18 protein-coding genes are annotated in these 14,330 nt (G+C 71.8%); 10 read left to right on the top strand and 8 right to left on the bottom strand.

Annotated elements, in window-relative coordinates; translation table 11 throughout:
• The first annotated feature begins 14 nt into the window (after positions 1 to 14).
• From OHA72_RS38115 to OHA72_RS38100, 4 genes are read left to right on the top strand one after another with little or no spacing between them, the layout of a single operon-like run.
• A complete protein-coding gene (locus OHA72_RS38115) occupies positions 15 to 794 on the top strand; it encodes a class I SAM-dependent methyltransferase (protein WP_327000921.1) in 780 nt (259 codons plus the stop codon).
• Positions 791 to 1,498: a ribonuclease FAU-1 family protein gene (locus OHA72_RS38110; RefSeq protein WP_327000920.1), complete on the top strand. Its 708-nt coding sequence runs from the start codon at positions 791 to 793 to the stop codon at positions 1,496 to 1,498. The genes OHA72_RS38115 and OHA72_RS38110 overlap by 4 nt, the downstream gene beginning before the upstream one ends.
• Positions 1,495 to 2,265 carry a phosphotransferase gene (locus OHA72_RS38105; protein WP_327000919.1) on the top strand — a complete coding sequence of 257 codons (771 nt, stop codon included), beginning with the start codon at positions 1,495 to 1,497 and terminating at the stop codon, positions 2,263 to 2,265. Before OHA72_RS38110 ends, OHA72_RS38105 begins: the two co-directional genes overlap by 4 nt.
• Before the next feature lie 2 nt (positions 2,266 to 2,267).
• A complete protein-coding gene (locus OHA72_RS38100) occupies positions 2,268 to 3,464 on the top strand; it encodes a glycosyltransferase family 4 protein (protein WP_327000918.1) in 1,197 nt (398 codons plus the stop codon).
• A 26-nt stretch (positions 3,465 to 3,490) separates the two neighbouring features.
• Here OHA72_RS38100 and OHA72_RS38095 read toward each other — a convergent pair whose 3' ends face one another.
• Positions 3,491 to 4,105 (bottom strand): GGDEF domain-containing protein, encoded by a 615-nt coding sequence (locus tag OHA72_RS38095; RefSeq protein WP_327000917.1) that lies wholly within the window; start codon positions 4,103 to 4,105, stop codon positions 3,491 to 3,493.
• A 330-nt stretch (positions 4,106 to 4,435) separates the two neighbouring features.
• Here OHA72_RS38095 and OHA72_RS38090 point away from each other — a divergent pair, with 330 nt between their 5' ends.
• A complete protein-coding gene (locus OHA72_RS38090) occupies positions 4,436 to 4,642 on the top strand; it encodes a DUF397 domain-containing protein (protein ID WP_327000916.1) in 207 nt (68 codons plus the stop codon).
• A gap of 28 nt (positions 4,643 to 4,670) precedes the next feature.
• On the opposite strand, the gene OHA72_RS38085 is transcribed toward OHA72_RS38090, so the two are convergent.
• The 4 genes from OHA72_RS38085 to OHA72_RS38070 form a co-directional block, all read right to left on the bottom strand.
• Complete coding sequence (locus tag OHA72_RS38085) at positions 4,671 to 5,477, bottom strand: SAM-dependent methyltransferase (RefSeq protein ID WP_327000915.1); 807 nt, start codon at positions 5,475 to 5,477, stop codon at positions 4,671 to 4,673.
• Positions 5,478 to 5,520: 43 nt separating this feature from the next.
• Positions 5,521 to 6,342 carry a helix-turn-helix domain-containing protein gene (locus tag OHA72_RS38080; protein WP_327000914.1) on the bottom strand — a complete coding sequence of 274 codons (822 nt, stop codon included), beginning with the start codon at positions 6,340 to 6,342 and terminating at the stop codon, positions 5,521 to 5,523.
• Between the two features lie 193 nt (positions 6,343 to 6,535).
• Entirely contained in the window at positions 6,536 to 7,093 is a 558-nt protein-coding gene (locus OHA72_RS38075; RefSeq protein ID WP_327000913.1) for a peptidylprolyl isomerase, read from the bottom strand.
• Between the two features lie 471 nt (positions 7,094 to 7,564).
• On the bottom strand, positions 7,565 to 8,587 hold the full coding sequence (locus tag OHA72_RS38070) for a hypothetical protein (RefSeq protein WP_327000912.1): 1,023 nt from the start codon (positions 8,585 to 8,587) through the stop codon (positions 7,565 to 7,567).
• A gap of 157 nt (positions 8,588 to 8,744) precedes the next feature.
• Here OHA72_RS38070 and OHA72_RS38065 point away from each other — a divergent pair, with 157 nt between their 5' ends.
• The 5 genes from OHA72_RS38065 to OHA72_RS38045 all read left to right on the top strand — a co-directional run bounded on the left by OHA72_RS38065 (position 8,745) and on the right by OHA72_RS38045 (position 12,827).
• On the top strand, positions 8,745 to 9,248 hold the full coding sequence (locus OHA72_RS38065; RefSeq protein ID WP_327000911.1) for a M20/M25/M40 family metallo-hydrolase: 504 nt from the start codon (positions 8,745 to 8,747) through the stop codon (positions 9,246 to 9,248).
• On the top strand, positions 9,227 to 9,907 hold the full coding sequence (locus OHA72_RS38060; protein WP_327000910.1) for a peptidase dimerization domain-containing protein: 681 nt from the start codon (positions 9,227 to 9,229) through the stop codon (positions 9,905 to 9,907). The genes OHA72_RS38065 and OHA72_RS38060 overlap by 22 nt, the downstream gene beginning before the upstream one ends.
• Entirely contained in the window at positions 9,897 to 11,318 is a 1,422-nt protein-coding gene (locus OHA72_RS38055) for an aminotransferase class I/II-fold pyridoxal phosphate-dependent enzyme (protein WP_327000909.1), read from the top strand. Before OHA72_RS38060 ends, OHA72_RS38055 begins: the two co-directional genes overlap by 11 nt.
• Before the next feature lie 71 nt (positions 11,319 to 11,389).
• A complete protein-coding gene (locus tag OHA72_RS38050; protein ID WP_327000908.1) occupies positions 11,390 to 11,947 on the top strand; it encodes a helix-turn-helix domain-containing protein in 558 nt (185 codons plus the stop codon).
• Entirely contained in the window at positions 11,940 to 12,827 is an 888-nt protein-coding gene (locus tag OHA72_RS38045) for an SRPBCC domain-containing protein (RefSeq protein ID WP_327000907.1), read from the top strand. Before OHA72_RS38050 ends, OHA72_RS38045 begins: the two co-directional genes overlap by 8 nt.
• 59 nt (positions 12,828 to 12,886) lie before the next feature.
• Here OHA72_RS38045 and OHA72_RS38040 read toward each other — a convergent pair whose 3' ends face one another.
• Genes OHA72_RS38040 through OHA72_RS38030 form a run of 3 tightly spaced genes read right to left on the bottom strand, consistent with a single transcriptional unit; the run spans position 12,887 to position 14,329 of the window.
• On the bottom strand, positions 12,887 to 13,621 hold the full coding sequence (locus tag OHA72_RS38040) for a peptidoglycan-binding domain-containing protein (RefSeq protein WP_327000906.1): 735 nt from the start codon (positions 13,619 to 13,621) through the stop codon (positions 12,887 to 12,889).
• A 3-nt stretch (positions 13,622 to 13,624) separates the two neighbouring features.
• Entirely contained in the window at positions 13,625 to 13,786 is a 162-nt protein-coding gene (locus OHA72_RS38035) for a hypothetical protein (RefSeq protein ID WP_327000905.1), read from the bottom strand.
• Between the two features lie 57 nt (positions 13,787 to 13,843).
• The gene (locus OHA72_RS38030; RefSeq protein WP_327000904.1) at positions 13,844 to 14,329 is read right to left on the bottom strand and encodes a hypothetical protein; all 486 of its coding nucleotides are present in this window, start codon (positions 14,327 to 14,329) and stop codon (positions 13,844 to 13,846) included.
• Position 14,330: the final 1 nt, after the last annotated feature.

The raw sequence follows: 14,330 nt of genomic DNA, 5'->3' as shown, positions 1-14,330 counted from the left end.
AGGCGACACCGTTCATGACCGACGGCCAGTACAAGGACCCGCGGACCCTCCCCCACGAGTCCGAACAGGAACGCTCGGCGCGCACCGGCCTGACGGCGCTGCTGCAGAGCTCGCCGATCCCCGGCAGCTACCTGCTGGACAGTCTCGGCCTGTACGTGCGACGCCACCAGCTGGTCGACATCCTGTCGATGGACGCGCTGTACCGCATGAGCCTCAACGTGCCGGGTGTCGTCATGGAGTTCGGGGTGTTCCACGGCCGCCACCTGGCGACGTTCACGGCGCTGCGCAGCATCTACGAGCCGTACAACTCCACCCGCAGGATCATCGGGTTCGACACCTTCAGCGGGTTCCCCGACCTCGCCGACATGGACCTGGTGAGCCCGAGCGCCAGCCTCGGCCGGTTCGCCACCCCGGACGGGTACGTCGAGCATCTGCGCGACGTGCTGGCCGCCCACGAGTCGCTGGACCCGCTGGCGCACATCCAGCGGACCCTGGTCATCGAGGGCGACGTGCGCGAGACCGTGCCGGCGTACCTCAGCGAGAACCCGCAGACCGTCGTCGCCCTGGCCTACTTCGACCTCGACATCTACGAGCCGACCCGGGCGACCCTCGACGCCGTCAAGCCCTACCTCACGAAAGGCAGCATCATCGCGTTCGACGAGATCGCCCACCCGAAATGGCCCGGTGAGACCGCCGCCGTCCGCGAGAGCCTCGGCAGCGAGGGCCTGGAGCTGCGCATGCTGGACATCCAGGGGCGCGAGGCACCCATCGCCTACGTGCGCTGGGACAGATGAACGCTCTGTGGCCCGCCGGCGCGCAGGTCATGCTGCGGCACGCGGTCGCCGGCCGCACGTGGGCGCTGGTCCCCGTCACGGTGCTGCACGACACGGCCGAGGCGACAGCGCTGCGCATCAGCGCGGGCTCGGTGTACCTGGCGCCGACGGAAGACGGCCGGCGGCTGCTGCGGCTCGGCCCGGCGCGGTGGCAGCTGGCGCCGCGGCCGTGGACCCTGCACGACGTGCACTACCTCATGCCGCGAGACCGGTGGTTCGCCCTCGGCCTGCTGCTGCGCCCCGGGACGGCACACGCCGTGGGCTGGTACCTCAACTTCCAGGACCCGCCGGCCCGCAGGCCGTGGGGCATCGACACCCTCGACCTGGAACTCGACATGGTCGCTCCCGCGGACCGGCACGCCACCACCACCCCGCGGTGGAGCCTGAAGGACGCCGCGCGCTTCCGCGCCCTCGTCAACAACGGCTTCTTCACCAAGACGCAGATGCGGCACACCGTTGCGGCGGTGCGCGAGGTCAGTGGGCCCGGCGCGCTGCGGGGTGAACGCGCCGAGCTGCTGCGGACCGCGGGCCGGACCGGCCCGGCCGCGGACCTGGGCACGGCCGCCGGGTTCTGCGGCGCGCTGCCGCCCGACGTCCCCGAACTGCGCCCGCCGAACGGGCATTGTGAAGTTCCCGGCTCCATAGAAAGCGAGCGCCTCCGATGAGTGACTATCAGGAATTCCGCGGCGGGGTGAACGTGGTCCGCCGCCGCGGCGACGTCGTGCACCGCCCGGCGTCGCCCGCGGCACCCGCGATCCACCGCCTGCTGCAACACGTCCACGACGCCGGCTTCCGCGGTGCCCCGCAACCGCTCGGCTTCGACGCCGACGGCAACGAGCGCCTCACCTTCCTCGACGGTGACGTCCACGACACGCTCACCCCGCAGCTGCGTACACCGGAGCTGCTGACCTCCGCGGCCACCCTGCTGCGAAACCTCCACGACGCGACCACCGGCTTCCGGCCCGAGCCCGGCGACCGTTGGCTGTTCAAGGTCCGCTCGCCGGTCGAGGTCATGTGCCACGGCGACATCGCGCCGTACAACAGCGTCGTCAGGGACGGCCTGACCGTCGGGTTCATCGACTTCGACGCCGCACACCCCGGGCCGCGCGTCTGGGACCTCGCCTACGCCGTGTACCGGTATGCGCCGCTGCACGCGCCGGGCAACCCCGAGAGCTTCGGCACCGCCGAGGAGCAGGGCCACCGCGCCGCGGCGTTCTGCCGCGCCTACGGCCCACCCGCCGGCGCCGACGTCATCGACGTCGTCCCCGACCGGCTCCAGGCGCTCATCGACTTCATGCGCGAGCAGGCCGCGCAGGGCAACGAGGCCTTCCAGCAGCACATCGCCGAAGGCCACACCGGCCTCTACGAGACCGACATCCGCTACGTCCGGGCCAACCGCGACACCCTGCGGCAAGCATTCGAGGTGGCGTAGCCGTGCCGCACGCGCTCCTGCTGGCGTCGTGGTTCCCGCCCTCACCCGGCGGTGCGGAGCGGTACGCCCACCGGCTGTTCACCCACGCACCCGAGTCCGGCTGGACCGTCACCGTCGCCACCGACGGCCGCACCCTGGCCGGCGCCGCGTCGCAACGCCAGCCGGGCGTCCACCGCCTCACCCGGTACACCGAGCAACTCACCGACAGCCGCCGCGTCGCCTGGCGCTCCATGCAGTTCTCCGTCCTCGACGAGCTCAACGGCGTCCTCGACGGCGTCCTGGACGGCACCGGACCGCTCGACCTCGTCCACGCCAACAGCATCGAGACCGCGGTCCTCGGCCGGATCATCGCCGACCACCACGGCATCCCCCTCGTCGTCACGATCCACGAGCACGCGCCGCAGGCCGAACCCTTCGGCCGGGGGCGCCTGCAGCTCGCCTTCCGGCGCCTCGCACCCGACGCGGTGATCGCCCCGAGCTCCTTCTACTACGACAGGGCCCGCGTGGAGGGGGTTCCGGCCGACCGGATCCACCGCATCCCGCACGGCGTCGAGGTCCCCGCGACCGTGCCCGCCCGCCCGCCGGCCGGCCACGGCCCGGCGTGGGGGCTGCCCCCCGACGCGTGGGTCGCCCTCTGCGTCGGCCGCATCTACCGGCCGAAGGGCACCCTCGAACTGATCCGCGCCGCCGCGATCGCGCGCCGCGACGTCCCCCGGCTGCGGGTCGTGATCGTCGGCCCCGACGGCCCCTCCGAATACGCGCTCGCCGCCCGGTCCGAGGCCCGTCGCCTTGGCCTGGACGACGTCGTCCACTTCGCCGGCCCGCGCCTGCCCGAGGAGATGCCCGGCGTGCTCTGGCAGGCCGACGCGATCGTCGCCCCCAGCCTCGCCGAAGGATTCGGCCTGGCGGTCGCCGAGGCGATGGGCCTCGGCAAACCGGTCGTCGCCACCTCCGTCGGCGGCCTCGCCGACCTCGTCGCCGACGGCGTCACCGGCGAGCTCGTCGCACCGGGCGACCCTGCGGCGGTCGCCGCCGCCCTCGCGCGCCTCGCGTCGGACCCGGCCCGCAGCTCCCGGCTCGGCGCGGCGGCCCGGCGCTCGATCCTCGAACACCACCACGTCCGGACGATGGTCGCGCGGACCACCGCCCTCTACGACCGCCTCTGCGCCCCCGCCCACCGGCTGACCCCCGCCACCTGATCGGCGGTCGATCCGCGTCCCGGCGATCAGTCCCAGACGACGTTGGAGCAGTAGCGGTCGGCCTTGGCGCGATACATGGCCAGGTCGGCGCGGCGCAGCAGCTCGGCGACCGTCACGTGGTCGCCGCCGCTGGTGGTGGCCACGCCGATCGAGGCGGTGACCCGCAGCTGGTGACCGTCGATGACCATCGGCTCGGCGATCGCCGCGGCAAGGGCGCCGACCCGGGAGGACCAGTCGCTGCCGTGACCGGGCATCGAGGACTCGGTCAGGATGGCGGCGAACTCGTCGCCGCTCAGGCGGACGACCAGCTCGTCGCCGAGGCAGCGGGACAGCCGCCGGGCGACCGTGCGCAGGACGTCGTCGCCGACCGCGTGGCCGTACTGATCATTGACGGGTTTGAAGCCGTTGAGGTCCAGCACCACGACCGCGCACCGGCCGGTGCTGCTCAGCAGGGACGGGCCGGCGTTGACGAGCAGGCGGCGGTTGCCCAGGCCGGTCAGGTCGTCGTGGTTGATGTCCCACCACAGGGCGGCCCGCTCGGACTGCAGGGAGGCCACCTGGGCCCGCAACCTGGCCAGCTCCGACTCGGTCTCGTCGTATTGCGGTGCGGCGGTCGGGCTCGCGTGGCTGAGGATATCCACCGATGTCCTCTCCTGCCGCAGCGTCATGGTCGCCCGAGCATTGCCGACTGGTCGTGATGACGTGTGTCGGATCATGCCCCATCATCATGGCGGCACAACTTCCACCGTGCAAGATTTCATGACGGAAGTCTTCTGGGTGAGATTTCCCTCCGACCCTTGATCAATTACGCTCAGTCGACGAAGATTTCACCGCGAAACAAGAAGGCGCCGTTCCACGGGGTTTATAGTGCACCTTGTCCGGTTTATGATCGGCAGGTGTTGATTTCGATTACTGTGCGTGACAAGAGAGGCCTCCGACTCGGAGGCGCGTCACACAAGGGAGACAGCACGATGCATGGCGACAGCGACTGGATCATGTCGAGCAGGTCGACGGGCAACGGTGGCAGCTGTGTCGAGGCACGCCGACGCGCAGGGCAGATCGAGGTGCGCAACAGCAAGCGCCCGGACGAGAGCACCGTGCTGTTCACGATCGAGGAGTGGGACTCCTTCCTCGACGGCGCGAAGAAGGGCGAGTTCGACCAGTTGCTGGCCGGCTAGCCGGAGCGCGCCGGACCCGGACGACCGGTCAGACCTTGCGGGCGACCCCGACCCACAGGCCGCCCAGCCCGAGGGGTGTGGTGTCCGCGACCTGGGCACCAGCCTGCCACTGCTGCGCCCACACCACGCCGGGCTCGACCATCTCGAGGCCGTCGAACAACCGCTCGACCTGCTCCCGGGTGCGCACCGTGCCGGGCGTCGAGGTCCGGCGCTGGTAGACGTTCTCGGTGATGGTGCTCTGATCGATGAGCGCGAAGCTCTCGGTGGCCGAGTGCGACACGACGACGAAGCTGCCCTTCGGCAGCGCCGAGACGAACTGCGCGGCGACCCGGTCGGCGGCCTCGTGGTCGGGGATGAAGTGCAGCACGGCGGCGAGCAGCAGGCCGATCGGCTCGCCGAAGTCGAGAATCCGGCGCACCTCGGGATGGCCCAGCACGGCGGACGGGTTCTGCACGTCGCCGCGCACCGCGACCGCGTGCTCGTCGCCGCCGAGGATCTCCATGCTCTCGGCCACCGCGTCCGGGTCGATGTCGACGTAGGCCACCCGTGCGCCGGGGTGCACGCGGCGGACGACGGCGTGCACGTTGTCCACGGTCGGGATGCCGGAGCCCAGGTCGAGGAACTGGCGCACGCCCTCGCCCGCCACGTGCCGCACCGCGTTGACGACGAACGCCCGGTTGGCCCGGGCCGCGTCACGGATGAACGGGTACTGCCCGATGACCGCCTCGGCGGCCTCGCGGTCGGCGGCGAAGTTGTGGATGCCGCCGAGGTAGTAGTCGTACATCCGCGCGGCCGTGGCGGCCTTGCGGGCGGTCCTCGACCTGTTGTCGCTCATGCCGGTCATCGCCGCCCGTCCGGTTGCCGTGGTGTCGAGGTCGTCATCGGTAGTCCGCGATCGGGACGGCGGCCTCGCAGATCAGGGTGAAGATCCGCCGGTACTCGTCCACCTCCGCGGCCTCCTCGAGATATAACGCACCGAGGTGCGACTCGAGATACACCACATCGGGGTCCTCGGGATCCTCGAAATCCATGATGCGGAACGCGCCCGCCATCGCCGCATGCGCCCCCGCCGACCACGGCAGCACCAGCACGTCGACGTCGTCCTGCTCGGCAACCTCGCGCAGCTTCTCCAGCTGCCCGGCCATCACGCTCGGGCTGCCGACCTGACGGCAGAGGACCCCTTCGCCGAGCACCGTCACCAGTTGGGGCCGGGGGTTGCGGGCGGCGAGCGCGGCCTGGCGCTGCATCCGCAGCTTCACGTGCCGGTCGGCGGCCTCGGCCTCCACCGCCTGTTCGGCGCCGTAGACGGCCCGCGCGTACTGCTCCGTCTGCAACTCCCCCGGGACGACCTCGCCCTCGTAGGTGCAGATACGGCGCGCGCTGGCCTCGAGCCCGACATACAGCTTGAACCAGTCGGGGATCACCGGGTTGGCGTCCCACCACTCCTCCTGGGACGTGCCCAGGGCGAGGTCGGACAGCGCGTCGGTGATGCTCTCGTCGACGCCGTAGAGCCAGCACAACGCACGCACATTGGCGACCGTCACCGGCACCTTGCCGGTCTCGATGCGGTGCAGCGTCGGCTCGGAGACACCCAGCTTCGCCTCGGCGACCTCACGCCGGCTCTTGCCGGTCGCCACCCGCAGCCGCGTCAGCCTCCGCCCCAGTGCGCGGCGGACAACCCGCTGGCCGGTGACCGGCACGCTCTCACCTCCGCCACATGCACGCTATGAGATCAACCGAATGCTGCGGGCAACACCATACCCTCAGCAGATCCGCTCCGGTACACCTCCTCCGGTCGAGTTCGACGAGGTTCATCGACGAGCTCGTCGGCCGATGCGGCGACCGTCATTGATCCGTGCGGACGCGGCACCGCGGCGGCTCTCGCAGTGACCGTCAGGCGTAGACGACCGTCACCTGCCGCAGGACGATGCGGATCTTCGGAGCGCCGTCGTCCGGGCCGTTGCCGGGGGTGACGCCGCCGGCGGCGACCTTGTCGATGACGTCCATGCCCTTGGTGACCGTGCCGATCGGGGTGTAGTCCACGGGCAGGAGCGGGTTGTCGGCGTAACTGATGAAGAACTGGCTGCCGCTGGTGCTCGGCTCCTGGGTCTTGGCCACGGCCACCGAGCCGCGCGCATAGCCGGGACGGGAGCTGAGGTTCTCCTCCGCGTACCGGTACGCGGGGCCGCCCGTGCCCGTGCCGGACGGATCGCCGCACTGCAGGACGAACAGGCCGGCCGTCGTGAGGCGGTGGCAGGCGGTGCCGTCGAAGAACTTCTTGCCGGCCAGGTGGGCGAAGTTCGCCACCGCGCACGGGGCGAGCTTGGGGTCCATCGCGATCTCGACCGTGCCGAGGTTGGTGGTCAGGGTCATGGTCGCCTTGCCGGTGCGGGGAACCGTCGCGGGAGGCGTGCCGACGTCCTTGACGTTCGGCTCGCTGCCGGCGGACATCGGCAACCACCGGCACGCATCGCCGGCCGGCGCCGGCGCCCCGGACCCGGTGATCCGCCGAGCTTCCGACGGCCCGGACACCGTTGTGGCGCAGCCGGCAAGCAGCGACGCGAGCACGGCAGCGCACAGCAGAACACGCGAGCGACGGATCATGGAGGCACCCTACGGCAACCCCGGAATCGAAGGCTGCCGGTCCCACCCGAATCCCGCCTGCTTCCCGGACGGCGGATCAGGGTCGTTGAATGGGAGCCGCCGCGTCAGCCTCTGACGATCCGCTCGGTGTTGAAGCGTTCCACGTTCGGCGCCCGCGTGATCTACGAGCGCTACCGGCGCCCCCGCGACACCTCGGACTGACACCACCGTCGGAGGTGTCAGGGCTCGCGGTCCCGGGTTGCAGGCGCGCCGGCACGCCCGGGCCGTCGGTTGCGGGATCGTTGCCGCGCCGCGGTGGCGTACCGCGTCGCCTGCGGGTCACACGCGGCTGACCTCGACCGTGATGCCGGGGAAGTTGACCAGGAACTGGGTGGCGACGAGGTAGCACGACGGGCACATGCGCAACGAGGTGGCGAAGCGCAGGGAGCCGGTGACCTCGTGCATGCCGACGCGGTTGCCGCACGCCTCGATCAGCAGGGTGGTGACGGCGTCGATGATGCGCTTCTCGCCGTCGAACGCGCGGATGTTGGGCGCCTTCTGCCGGTCGGCGGCGACCTTGAACGCGAGGTACTCGTGGATCGGCTTCGGGTCGATCGGTGTCTGGCGGAAACCGGTGTCGGCGCGGGACATCGTGGCCACCGTGTGGCACCACAGCAGGATGTTGTTGCCGCTGTTGGCGATGAGCTGGCCCTTGAGGGTTTGGCCGCCGACGTTCGCGTCGAGGAACGCGGTCGCGGAGGACTGGTTGGTGCCGCGCGTCTGGACCAGGAGGCTGCCGCCGTCCTTCAGCGCCGACCCGTCGACCGAACCGGGGCGCAGGACGCGGGGGCGCTGCGCGGCGAGGAACGGGTCGCGCACGAGCAGTTCGACCAGCGGCGGCTCCCAGTCGTGGAACTGCGGCAGGTTCGTCTGCGCCCAGTACCGCGCGAGATTGTCGACGGTGATGTCGAACCGGTTCAGGACCGGGACCCGTGTCGCCGCCTGCAGCAGCGCGGCACTGTCCTGGTCCACGCGGTGCTGCAGGCGGCCGACGTCGTTCGCGCCCGCGCCGGTCAGTTCGAAGAGCCCCTGCACCAGCAGGCCGGCGTGGTGGACCAACGCGACGATGTCGCGGTCGATGTCGAGGAGGTACTCGGGCTCCGGCTGCCCGCCGACGTGGGTGGAGGCCGCCTTGACGGCCGCCGGCCAGTCGTCGAACGGGTGGTTCGCGTTGTCCCGCGCCCACGCGTCCAGCTGGTCGACGCACGCGTCGGTGGCGAAGAAGTTCATCACAAGGATCCGGCGTACCGACGCGGGAATCGTGCGGTACACACCCGGGGATCCCGACAGGCTGACGGTCATGGTGCTGCCTCTCGTTCGGTTCGTGTCGGCAGAAGGACCCGGCGGCGACCGCGGCTGATACCGCGGTGGCGGTCAGCAATCGGACAGTTGCAAGGACGAGCGGGGTCCGGCAGGCCCGACGTGCACGTCGCCGGTGCGGGCTGTCTACGCTCAGGCGATGCGAGACGTGGGGGCCGAGGCGGTGCGACTGCTGTCGGACCTCGTCCGCATCGACAGCGTCAACCCGGGGCTGGTCGCGGGCGCTGCGGGCGAGGCGGAGATCGTCGGGTACCTCGGCTCGCGGCTGCGCGGTTCGGGCTTCGTGACCACGGTGGTGCCGGCGGCCGGTCACGCCGATCGGCCCAGTCTCGTGGCGGTGCCGCCGGGGCCGGCCGAGTGGCCGGCGCTCGTGCTGAACGGTCACCTCGACACCGTGGGCGTGGCCGGGATGCCGGAGCCGTTCGCGCCACGGGTCGACGGGGACCGCCTGTTCGGTCGCGGCGCCGCGGACATGAAGGGCGGCGTGGCGGCGGTCGTCGCCGCCGCGGAGCACCTGGTGGCGGCGCGGGCCCCCGTGCGCCCGGTGCTCGCGCTGGTGGCCGACGAGGAGGACGCGAGCCTCGGCAGCGAGGCCGTGATCGGCGCGCTCCCCGGCTCGGGGTGCGGCCGGACGCGTGCCTGATCGCGGAGCCGACCGATCTCGCGCTGACCCGGTCGCTGCGCGGGTTCGCCGTCGTGCGGGTGCGCTTCGCCGGCCGCGCCGCGCACAGCTCGCAGGCGGAGCTCGGCGTCAACGCCGTCACCCATCTGGGCAGGTTGCTGCACGCGGTTGACGAACGGGCCGCGGCGGTCCGCGCCTGCGGCGGCGACCTGATGGTGACGGTCGTGCGCGGCGGGGAGTCGCCGTTCGTGGTGCCGGATCACGCCGAATGCCTGGTCGAGGTCCGCACGCCGGCCGGCCGGTCCAGCGCCGGCGCCCTGGACGACCTGCGCTCGCTGCTCGATCCGCAGTGGGGGGCCGCCGCCGACCTGGTCGCTCACCGCGACGGCTGGCGGCTCGACGACACGGGCCCGGCGGCCGGCCTTTCCCGCCGGCTCGGGGACGCGCTGGGCACCGGGGCGACCTTCGACGCGCCGTACTGGATGGAGGCGCCGCTGTGGCAGCAGCTCTGCCCGGCCCTGGTGTGCGGCCCGTCCGGCGGCGGGTTGCACGCGGTCGACGAGTGGGTCGACCTGCGCCAGGTCCGCGCCCTCGCCGCCGCTCTGGTCACCGTCCTGACCGACTGGCAACCCGAAGCCGACCGGCAACCCGGAGCCGACCGGCGGTCCGGTGCCGACTGACCCGCGCGGGCTGCGCGGCGACGCGCCGCTGCTGGACGCCTGGCTGCGCTTCGGTGAGCGCCCGCCGACGCCGTTCACCATCCCCGGCCACAAGCAGCGTACCGACCTCGTCGGTGACGTGGTCGCCGGAGACGTCCCGCTGTACGCGGGCCTCGACACCATGAAGCTCAGCACCGGCGTGCTCACCGAGGCCGAGGGCCGCGCGGCGCGGCTGTGGGGCGCGGACTTCTGCCGCTTCTCCACCGGCGGCGCGACCCACGCCAACCAGGCCGTCGCCCTGGCCGTGGCGGGCGACGGCGACCGGGTCGTGGTGAGCCGCACCCTGCACCGTTCGCTGCTGCTGGGGCTGGTGCTGGCCGGTCTGACGCCCGTCTGGGTACGCCCCGAGGTCGACCCCGGCACCGGCCTCCCGCTGGGCGTCGCCCCCGCGACCGTACGGCGCGCCCTGGCCGCGAATCCCGGCGTGCGGGCGGTGTTCGTGGGTGACCCGTCCTACGTCGGCACCGTCGGCGACATCGCCGGGCTGGCCGACGCGGCACACGAGTTCGGCGTGCCCCTGGTCGTCGACGCGGCGTGGGCCGCCCACTTCGGTTTCCATCCCGCGCTGCCGCGGCACCCGCTGCAGCTCGGCGCGGACGTCATGGTGACCAGTGCGCACAAGACGCTGCCCGCGTGGAGCCAGGCGGCGCTCGTGCTGGCCCGCACCGGCCGCGTCGACGCGGCGCGCCTGGACGCCGGCATCGAGGCGACCGCGACGACCAGCCCGGCGGGCGCCGTTCTCGCCAGCACCGACGCCGCCCGCGCGCTGCTGGAGCGCGACGGCCACGCCCTGCTCGGCGACGCCGTCGCGGTCACCCGTGAGGCCCGCGCCGTGCTCCGCGACGTCGAGGGCCTCTACGTCCTGGACGGGCCCGCGGTCGACCCGCTCAAGCTGACGCTGCTGCTGTTCGGTACCGGCGCCGACGGCAATCTCGTCGAGCAGGACCTGCTGGCGGCCGGCCTGCCGATCGAGTCCGCCGACCGCGACGTCCTCGTCGCCGTCGTCTCGCTCGCCGACACCCCGGAGTCCCTCGGCCGCCTGACCACGGCCCTGGCCGGCTCGGTGCGGCGGCACCGTGGCGCGCCGCGGCCGGTGATCGGACCCGCGGCGTACCGTGTCGAGCCGGTCGCGTCGATGCCGCCACGACAGGCGTTCTTCGCCGCCGCCGAGACGGTGCCGATCGGGCGGGCCGTCGGGCGGGTCTGCGCCGAGCTCGTCGCGCCGTACCCACCCGGCATCCCGATCCTCGCGCCGGGTGAGCAGATCACGGCCGAGGCCCTCGCGGCCCTGGACCAGGCCCGGCTCGCCGGCGTCAGGATCGCCTACGCGGCCGACCCGTCCCTCGGCACGCTGCGGGTCACCCGAAGCTGACCGCTGCCTCCCGCTGTCCCTCGGCGGACTGATTGACAAAAACTTCTTTTACGTCAAGACTGATTTTTGCCATGAGAGAGATCGTGTACCTCGACCACATCGAGCAGGCTGAAGCCCTGCTCAAGCCGCAGCGCATCGAAGTACTGCGGCAGCTCGCCGAGCCCCGGTCATGCACCGAGGTGGCGGTCGAGCTCGACCAGACCCCGCAACGGGTCTACTACCACGTGAAGCGCCTGCTGGAGGCCGGACTGGTCGGTCAGGTGGCCGAGCGCCGGGTGCGCGGCATCCACGAGGGGATCTACCAGGCGGCCGGCCGGTCCTACTGGCTGTCGCCGGGCCTGGTGGGCCGCATCGGGCTGCGCCAGGCCCGCGACCAGCTCAACCTGGGCTACCTGGTGGACCTGATGGAGGACGTGCAGGCGGACATCGCCGCGCTGGACCTCAACCGCCCGGACCTGCCGTCGATCGGCGTGTCCGGAGACATCCGGGTCCGCCCGGAGCATCGCAAGGCGTTCCTCGACGAGCTGCAGCAGACGCTGCAGGACCTGTTCACCCGCTACGGCGGTGCCGAAGGCGACGCGTTTCGTCTCGCCGTCGCCTGCTACCCGAAGGGAAATCCCGATGACTGAGCCTGACCTGCGTCTCAGCGCCGTCGTTCCGGCCCCGCTGAAGGTCACGTACGAGGCGCTGACCGACCCGGCGGCGCTGCGCGTGTGGCTGACGGAGCACGCCGAGGTCGACCTGCCCGGCAGGTACGAGTTCTGGGGCCGCACCACGCCCGACGGCGCCGAGCCGCACCAGCGCGTGCTGCACGTGGACGAGCACACCATCCGGTTCGCCTGGACCGTCGACGGTGTCGAGACCACGTCGGAGTTCCAGCTCGCCGAGGACGCCGACGGCACGCTGGTCACGCTGAGCCAGACCGACCTGCCGACCTTCGAGGACATCATCGCCGACAAGGCCGGCGCCCGTGGCGCGCTGCAGACGTTCTGGACGCTGGCGATCGCCAACCTCGCCGACTACCTGGCCGGCCGCGCGCTGACCCCGAAGTGCGACTTCACGGCGACCGAGCTGCGCGCGTCGATCGTCATCGACGCGGCACCGGAGCAGGTGTTCGAGTCGATGACCAGGCCGGAGCACATCCGCCGCTGGTCCGGCGTCAACATCGACGTCGAGCCCCACGTGGGCGGCCGCTACGCCATGGGCGGCTTCGAGCTGAACCCCGGCGGGACCACGTTCGTCGAGTTCGAACCGGGTCGCAAGGCGACGCTGCGATTCGCCGACGGCATGCTGGACACCTGGGAGCTGGAAGGCACCGACGGCAAGACCCGGCTCACCGTGACGCACAGCGGGTTCGACCCGGCCAACCCGCCGTACCCGGGCTGGGCCGGCTTCCTGGCCGGCGCCGCCGCGCTGCGGCGCTACCACGAGCTGCCGCAGTGGCGCTCGATCTGGCGCAAGATGGAGATCGCCGGCGTCCCCGAGAGCATGTTCGCGATCGACCAGTGAGCTGACCGCCGCGGGCGGCGTCCCGTGCCCCTGTCCGGGCACGGGACGCCGGTGCCGGGTCAGACGACGGCCAGTGCGAACGCGGCGTGCCAGGTCTTCGGGCCGACGATCCCGTCGACCTGCAGCCCGTGCCGCTGCTGGAACTTGATGGCCACGGCCTTGGACTTCGGGCCGTAGATGCCGTCGACGTCGATGGCGAAGCCCAGGGCGAGCATCCGGGCCTGCCACATCCGCACATCGTCGCCCCTGAGTCTCGGCTGGCCCTCGTTGAACTTCAGCAGCCGGCCGGGGAACTCCCGCACGTTCGGCGCGGCGAGCTTGGCGTGCTCGATGAAGCCGCGCAGGATCGGGCTGTGGTCCTGGTCCGCGGTGTCACGGAACACGCTGATGTGGGTGTGGCTGATGTGGTTGTCACCCGTGTAGCGCTCGGTCGTGAAACCGCCGGGCTGCGACCAGTACTGCTTGTGCACCCCGTCGAGCGAGCCGATGATCTCGCGGATCTGCTCGAAGGCGCCGCTGCGGCACTCGTTGACCAGCCAGGCGAGCCACAACCGCGACGCGCTCCAGTCCATGCCCATGTCGTAGGCGCAGGCGAAGTTGGGGAACTTGCGCGCGCCCGCGACGTCGCGGGCCAGCCGGATGGAGTAGTCGGGCTTCCCGCCGATGCGGTCGGGTCCGAGGTGGTATCCCGACTTGTGGTTCGCGTCGCCGACGATGCCGAGGAACATCCGCGGTCCCAGTTGGGTGTTGGCGTAGTCCTTCAGCTGGGTCAGGCCCGGGGCGTTGACGCTCATCGCCTACACCCCCTTGCCGTCGGCGCCGGCGGTCAGCAGCGCCCGCAGGATGATCTCGGAGTCGGGGTCTTCCTCGCCCTGGAAGTCCTCGACGACGGGCTCGCTGTCACGGGGTGTGGTCTCGTCCGCGGCCTCCGCGGGAGGGTTGTTCAGTGGTCCGGTCATTGGTGTTCCACCTCTCCTTCTGCCGTTGAGATGCAGAGGCGGGACGTCTGATACGCGCTACGCGGACATCCATTGGGTGACCACGGCGCTGGCCTGCGGATCGTCGGCAGGCCGACAGCGCAGCCGGAACGGGCCGGAGCCCGGCACGGTGACGGCGAACCGGCCGATGTCGTCGGAGACACCGGCGACGCGCTGGTCCCCGGCCCACAGCTCATACTCGGCGCGCTGCGCCGGTTCGAGCCGCACGACGATGCGCCGCCCGGACGCCGTTCCGGCGATCCCGGACGACACCTCGACGTCGATGGTCAGCGGGCCGCCCTCGAAGGTCAGCAGCCGCGGCTGGCCCGGGCCGCGCGTCCCGGCCGCCGCGGTCGTGGCCAGGGAGTCGAACACCAGCTGGGCGAGCTCCGCGTCGACACGCCGCTCGAACGCCGCGATGGCCGCCACGGCAAGCCCGTCCGGCACCGGGTCGAGCAGGTCCAGCGCGACCTCCAGGTCGCGCTCAAGGTCGGTGCCGTCGTCGGGCATCGCTCGCTCCTTCACG

This window comes from Dactylosporangium sp. NBC_01737, assembly GCF_035963215.1.
Classification (GTDB): Bacteria; Actinomycetota; Actinomycetes; order Mycobacteriales; family Micromonosporaceae; genus Dactylosporangium.
The sequence above is the reverse complement of the archived record's forward strand: the minus strand, read 5'-3'. Positions and strand labels throughout refer to the sequence as shown.

What these genes read in the sequence shown, in the direction of transcription:
- OHA72_RS38115 (WP_327000921.1), top strand. Translation starts at nt 15, where the DNA reads ATGACCGACGGCCAGTACAAGGACCCGCGGACCCTCCCCCACGAGTCC.
- OHA72_RS38110 (WP_327000920.1), top strand. Translation starts at nt 791, where the DNA reads ATGAACGCTCTGTGGCCCGCCGGCGCGCAGGTCATGCTGCGGCACGCG.
- OHA72_RS38105 (WP_327000919.1), top strand. Translation starts at nt 1,495, where the DNA reads ATGAGTGACTATCAGGAATTCCGCGGCGGGGTGAACGTGGTCCGCCGC.
- OHA72_RS38090 (WP_327000916.1), top strand. Translation starts at nt 4,436, where the DNA reads ATGCATGGCGACAGCGACTGGATCATGTCGAGCAGGTCGACGGGCAAC.
- OHA72_RS38085 (WP_327000915.1), bottom strand. Translation starts at nt 5,477, where the DNA reads ATGAGCGACAACAGGTCGAGGACCGCCCGCAAGGCCGCCACGGCCGCG.
- OHA72_RS38075 (WP_327000913.1), bottom strand. Translation starts at nt 7,093, where the DNA reads ATGTCCGCCGGCAGCGAGCCGAACGTCAAGGACGTCGGCACGCCTCCC.
- OHA72_RS38070 (WP_327000912.1), bottom strand. Translation starts at nt 8,587, where the DNA reads ATGACCGTCAGCCTGTCGGGATCCCCGGGTGTGTACCGCACGATTCCC.
- OHA72_RS38065 (WP_327000911.1), top strand. Translation starts at nt 8,745, where the DNA reads ATGCGAGACGTGGGGGCCGAGGCGGTGCGACTGCTGTCGGACCTCGTC.
- OHA72_RS38050 (WP_327000908.1), top strand. Translation starts at nt 11,390, where the DNA reads ATGAGAGAGATCGTGTACCTCGACCACATCGAGCAGGCTGAAGCCCTG.
- OHA72_RS38045 (WP_327000907.1), top strand. Translation starts at nt 11,940, where the DNA reads ATGACTGAGCCTGACCTGCGTCTCAGCGCCGTCGTTCCGGCCCCGCTG.
- OHA72_RS38040 (WP_327000906.1), bottom strand. Translation starts at nt 13,621, where the DNA reads ATGAGCGTCAACGCCCCGGGCCTGACCCAGCTGAAGGACTACGCCAAC.
- OHA72_RS38035 (WP_327000905.1), bottom strand. Translation starts at nt 13,786, where the DNA reads ATGACCGGACCACTGAACAACCCTCCCGCGGAGGCCGCGGACGAGACC.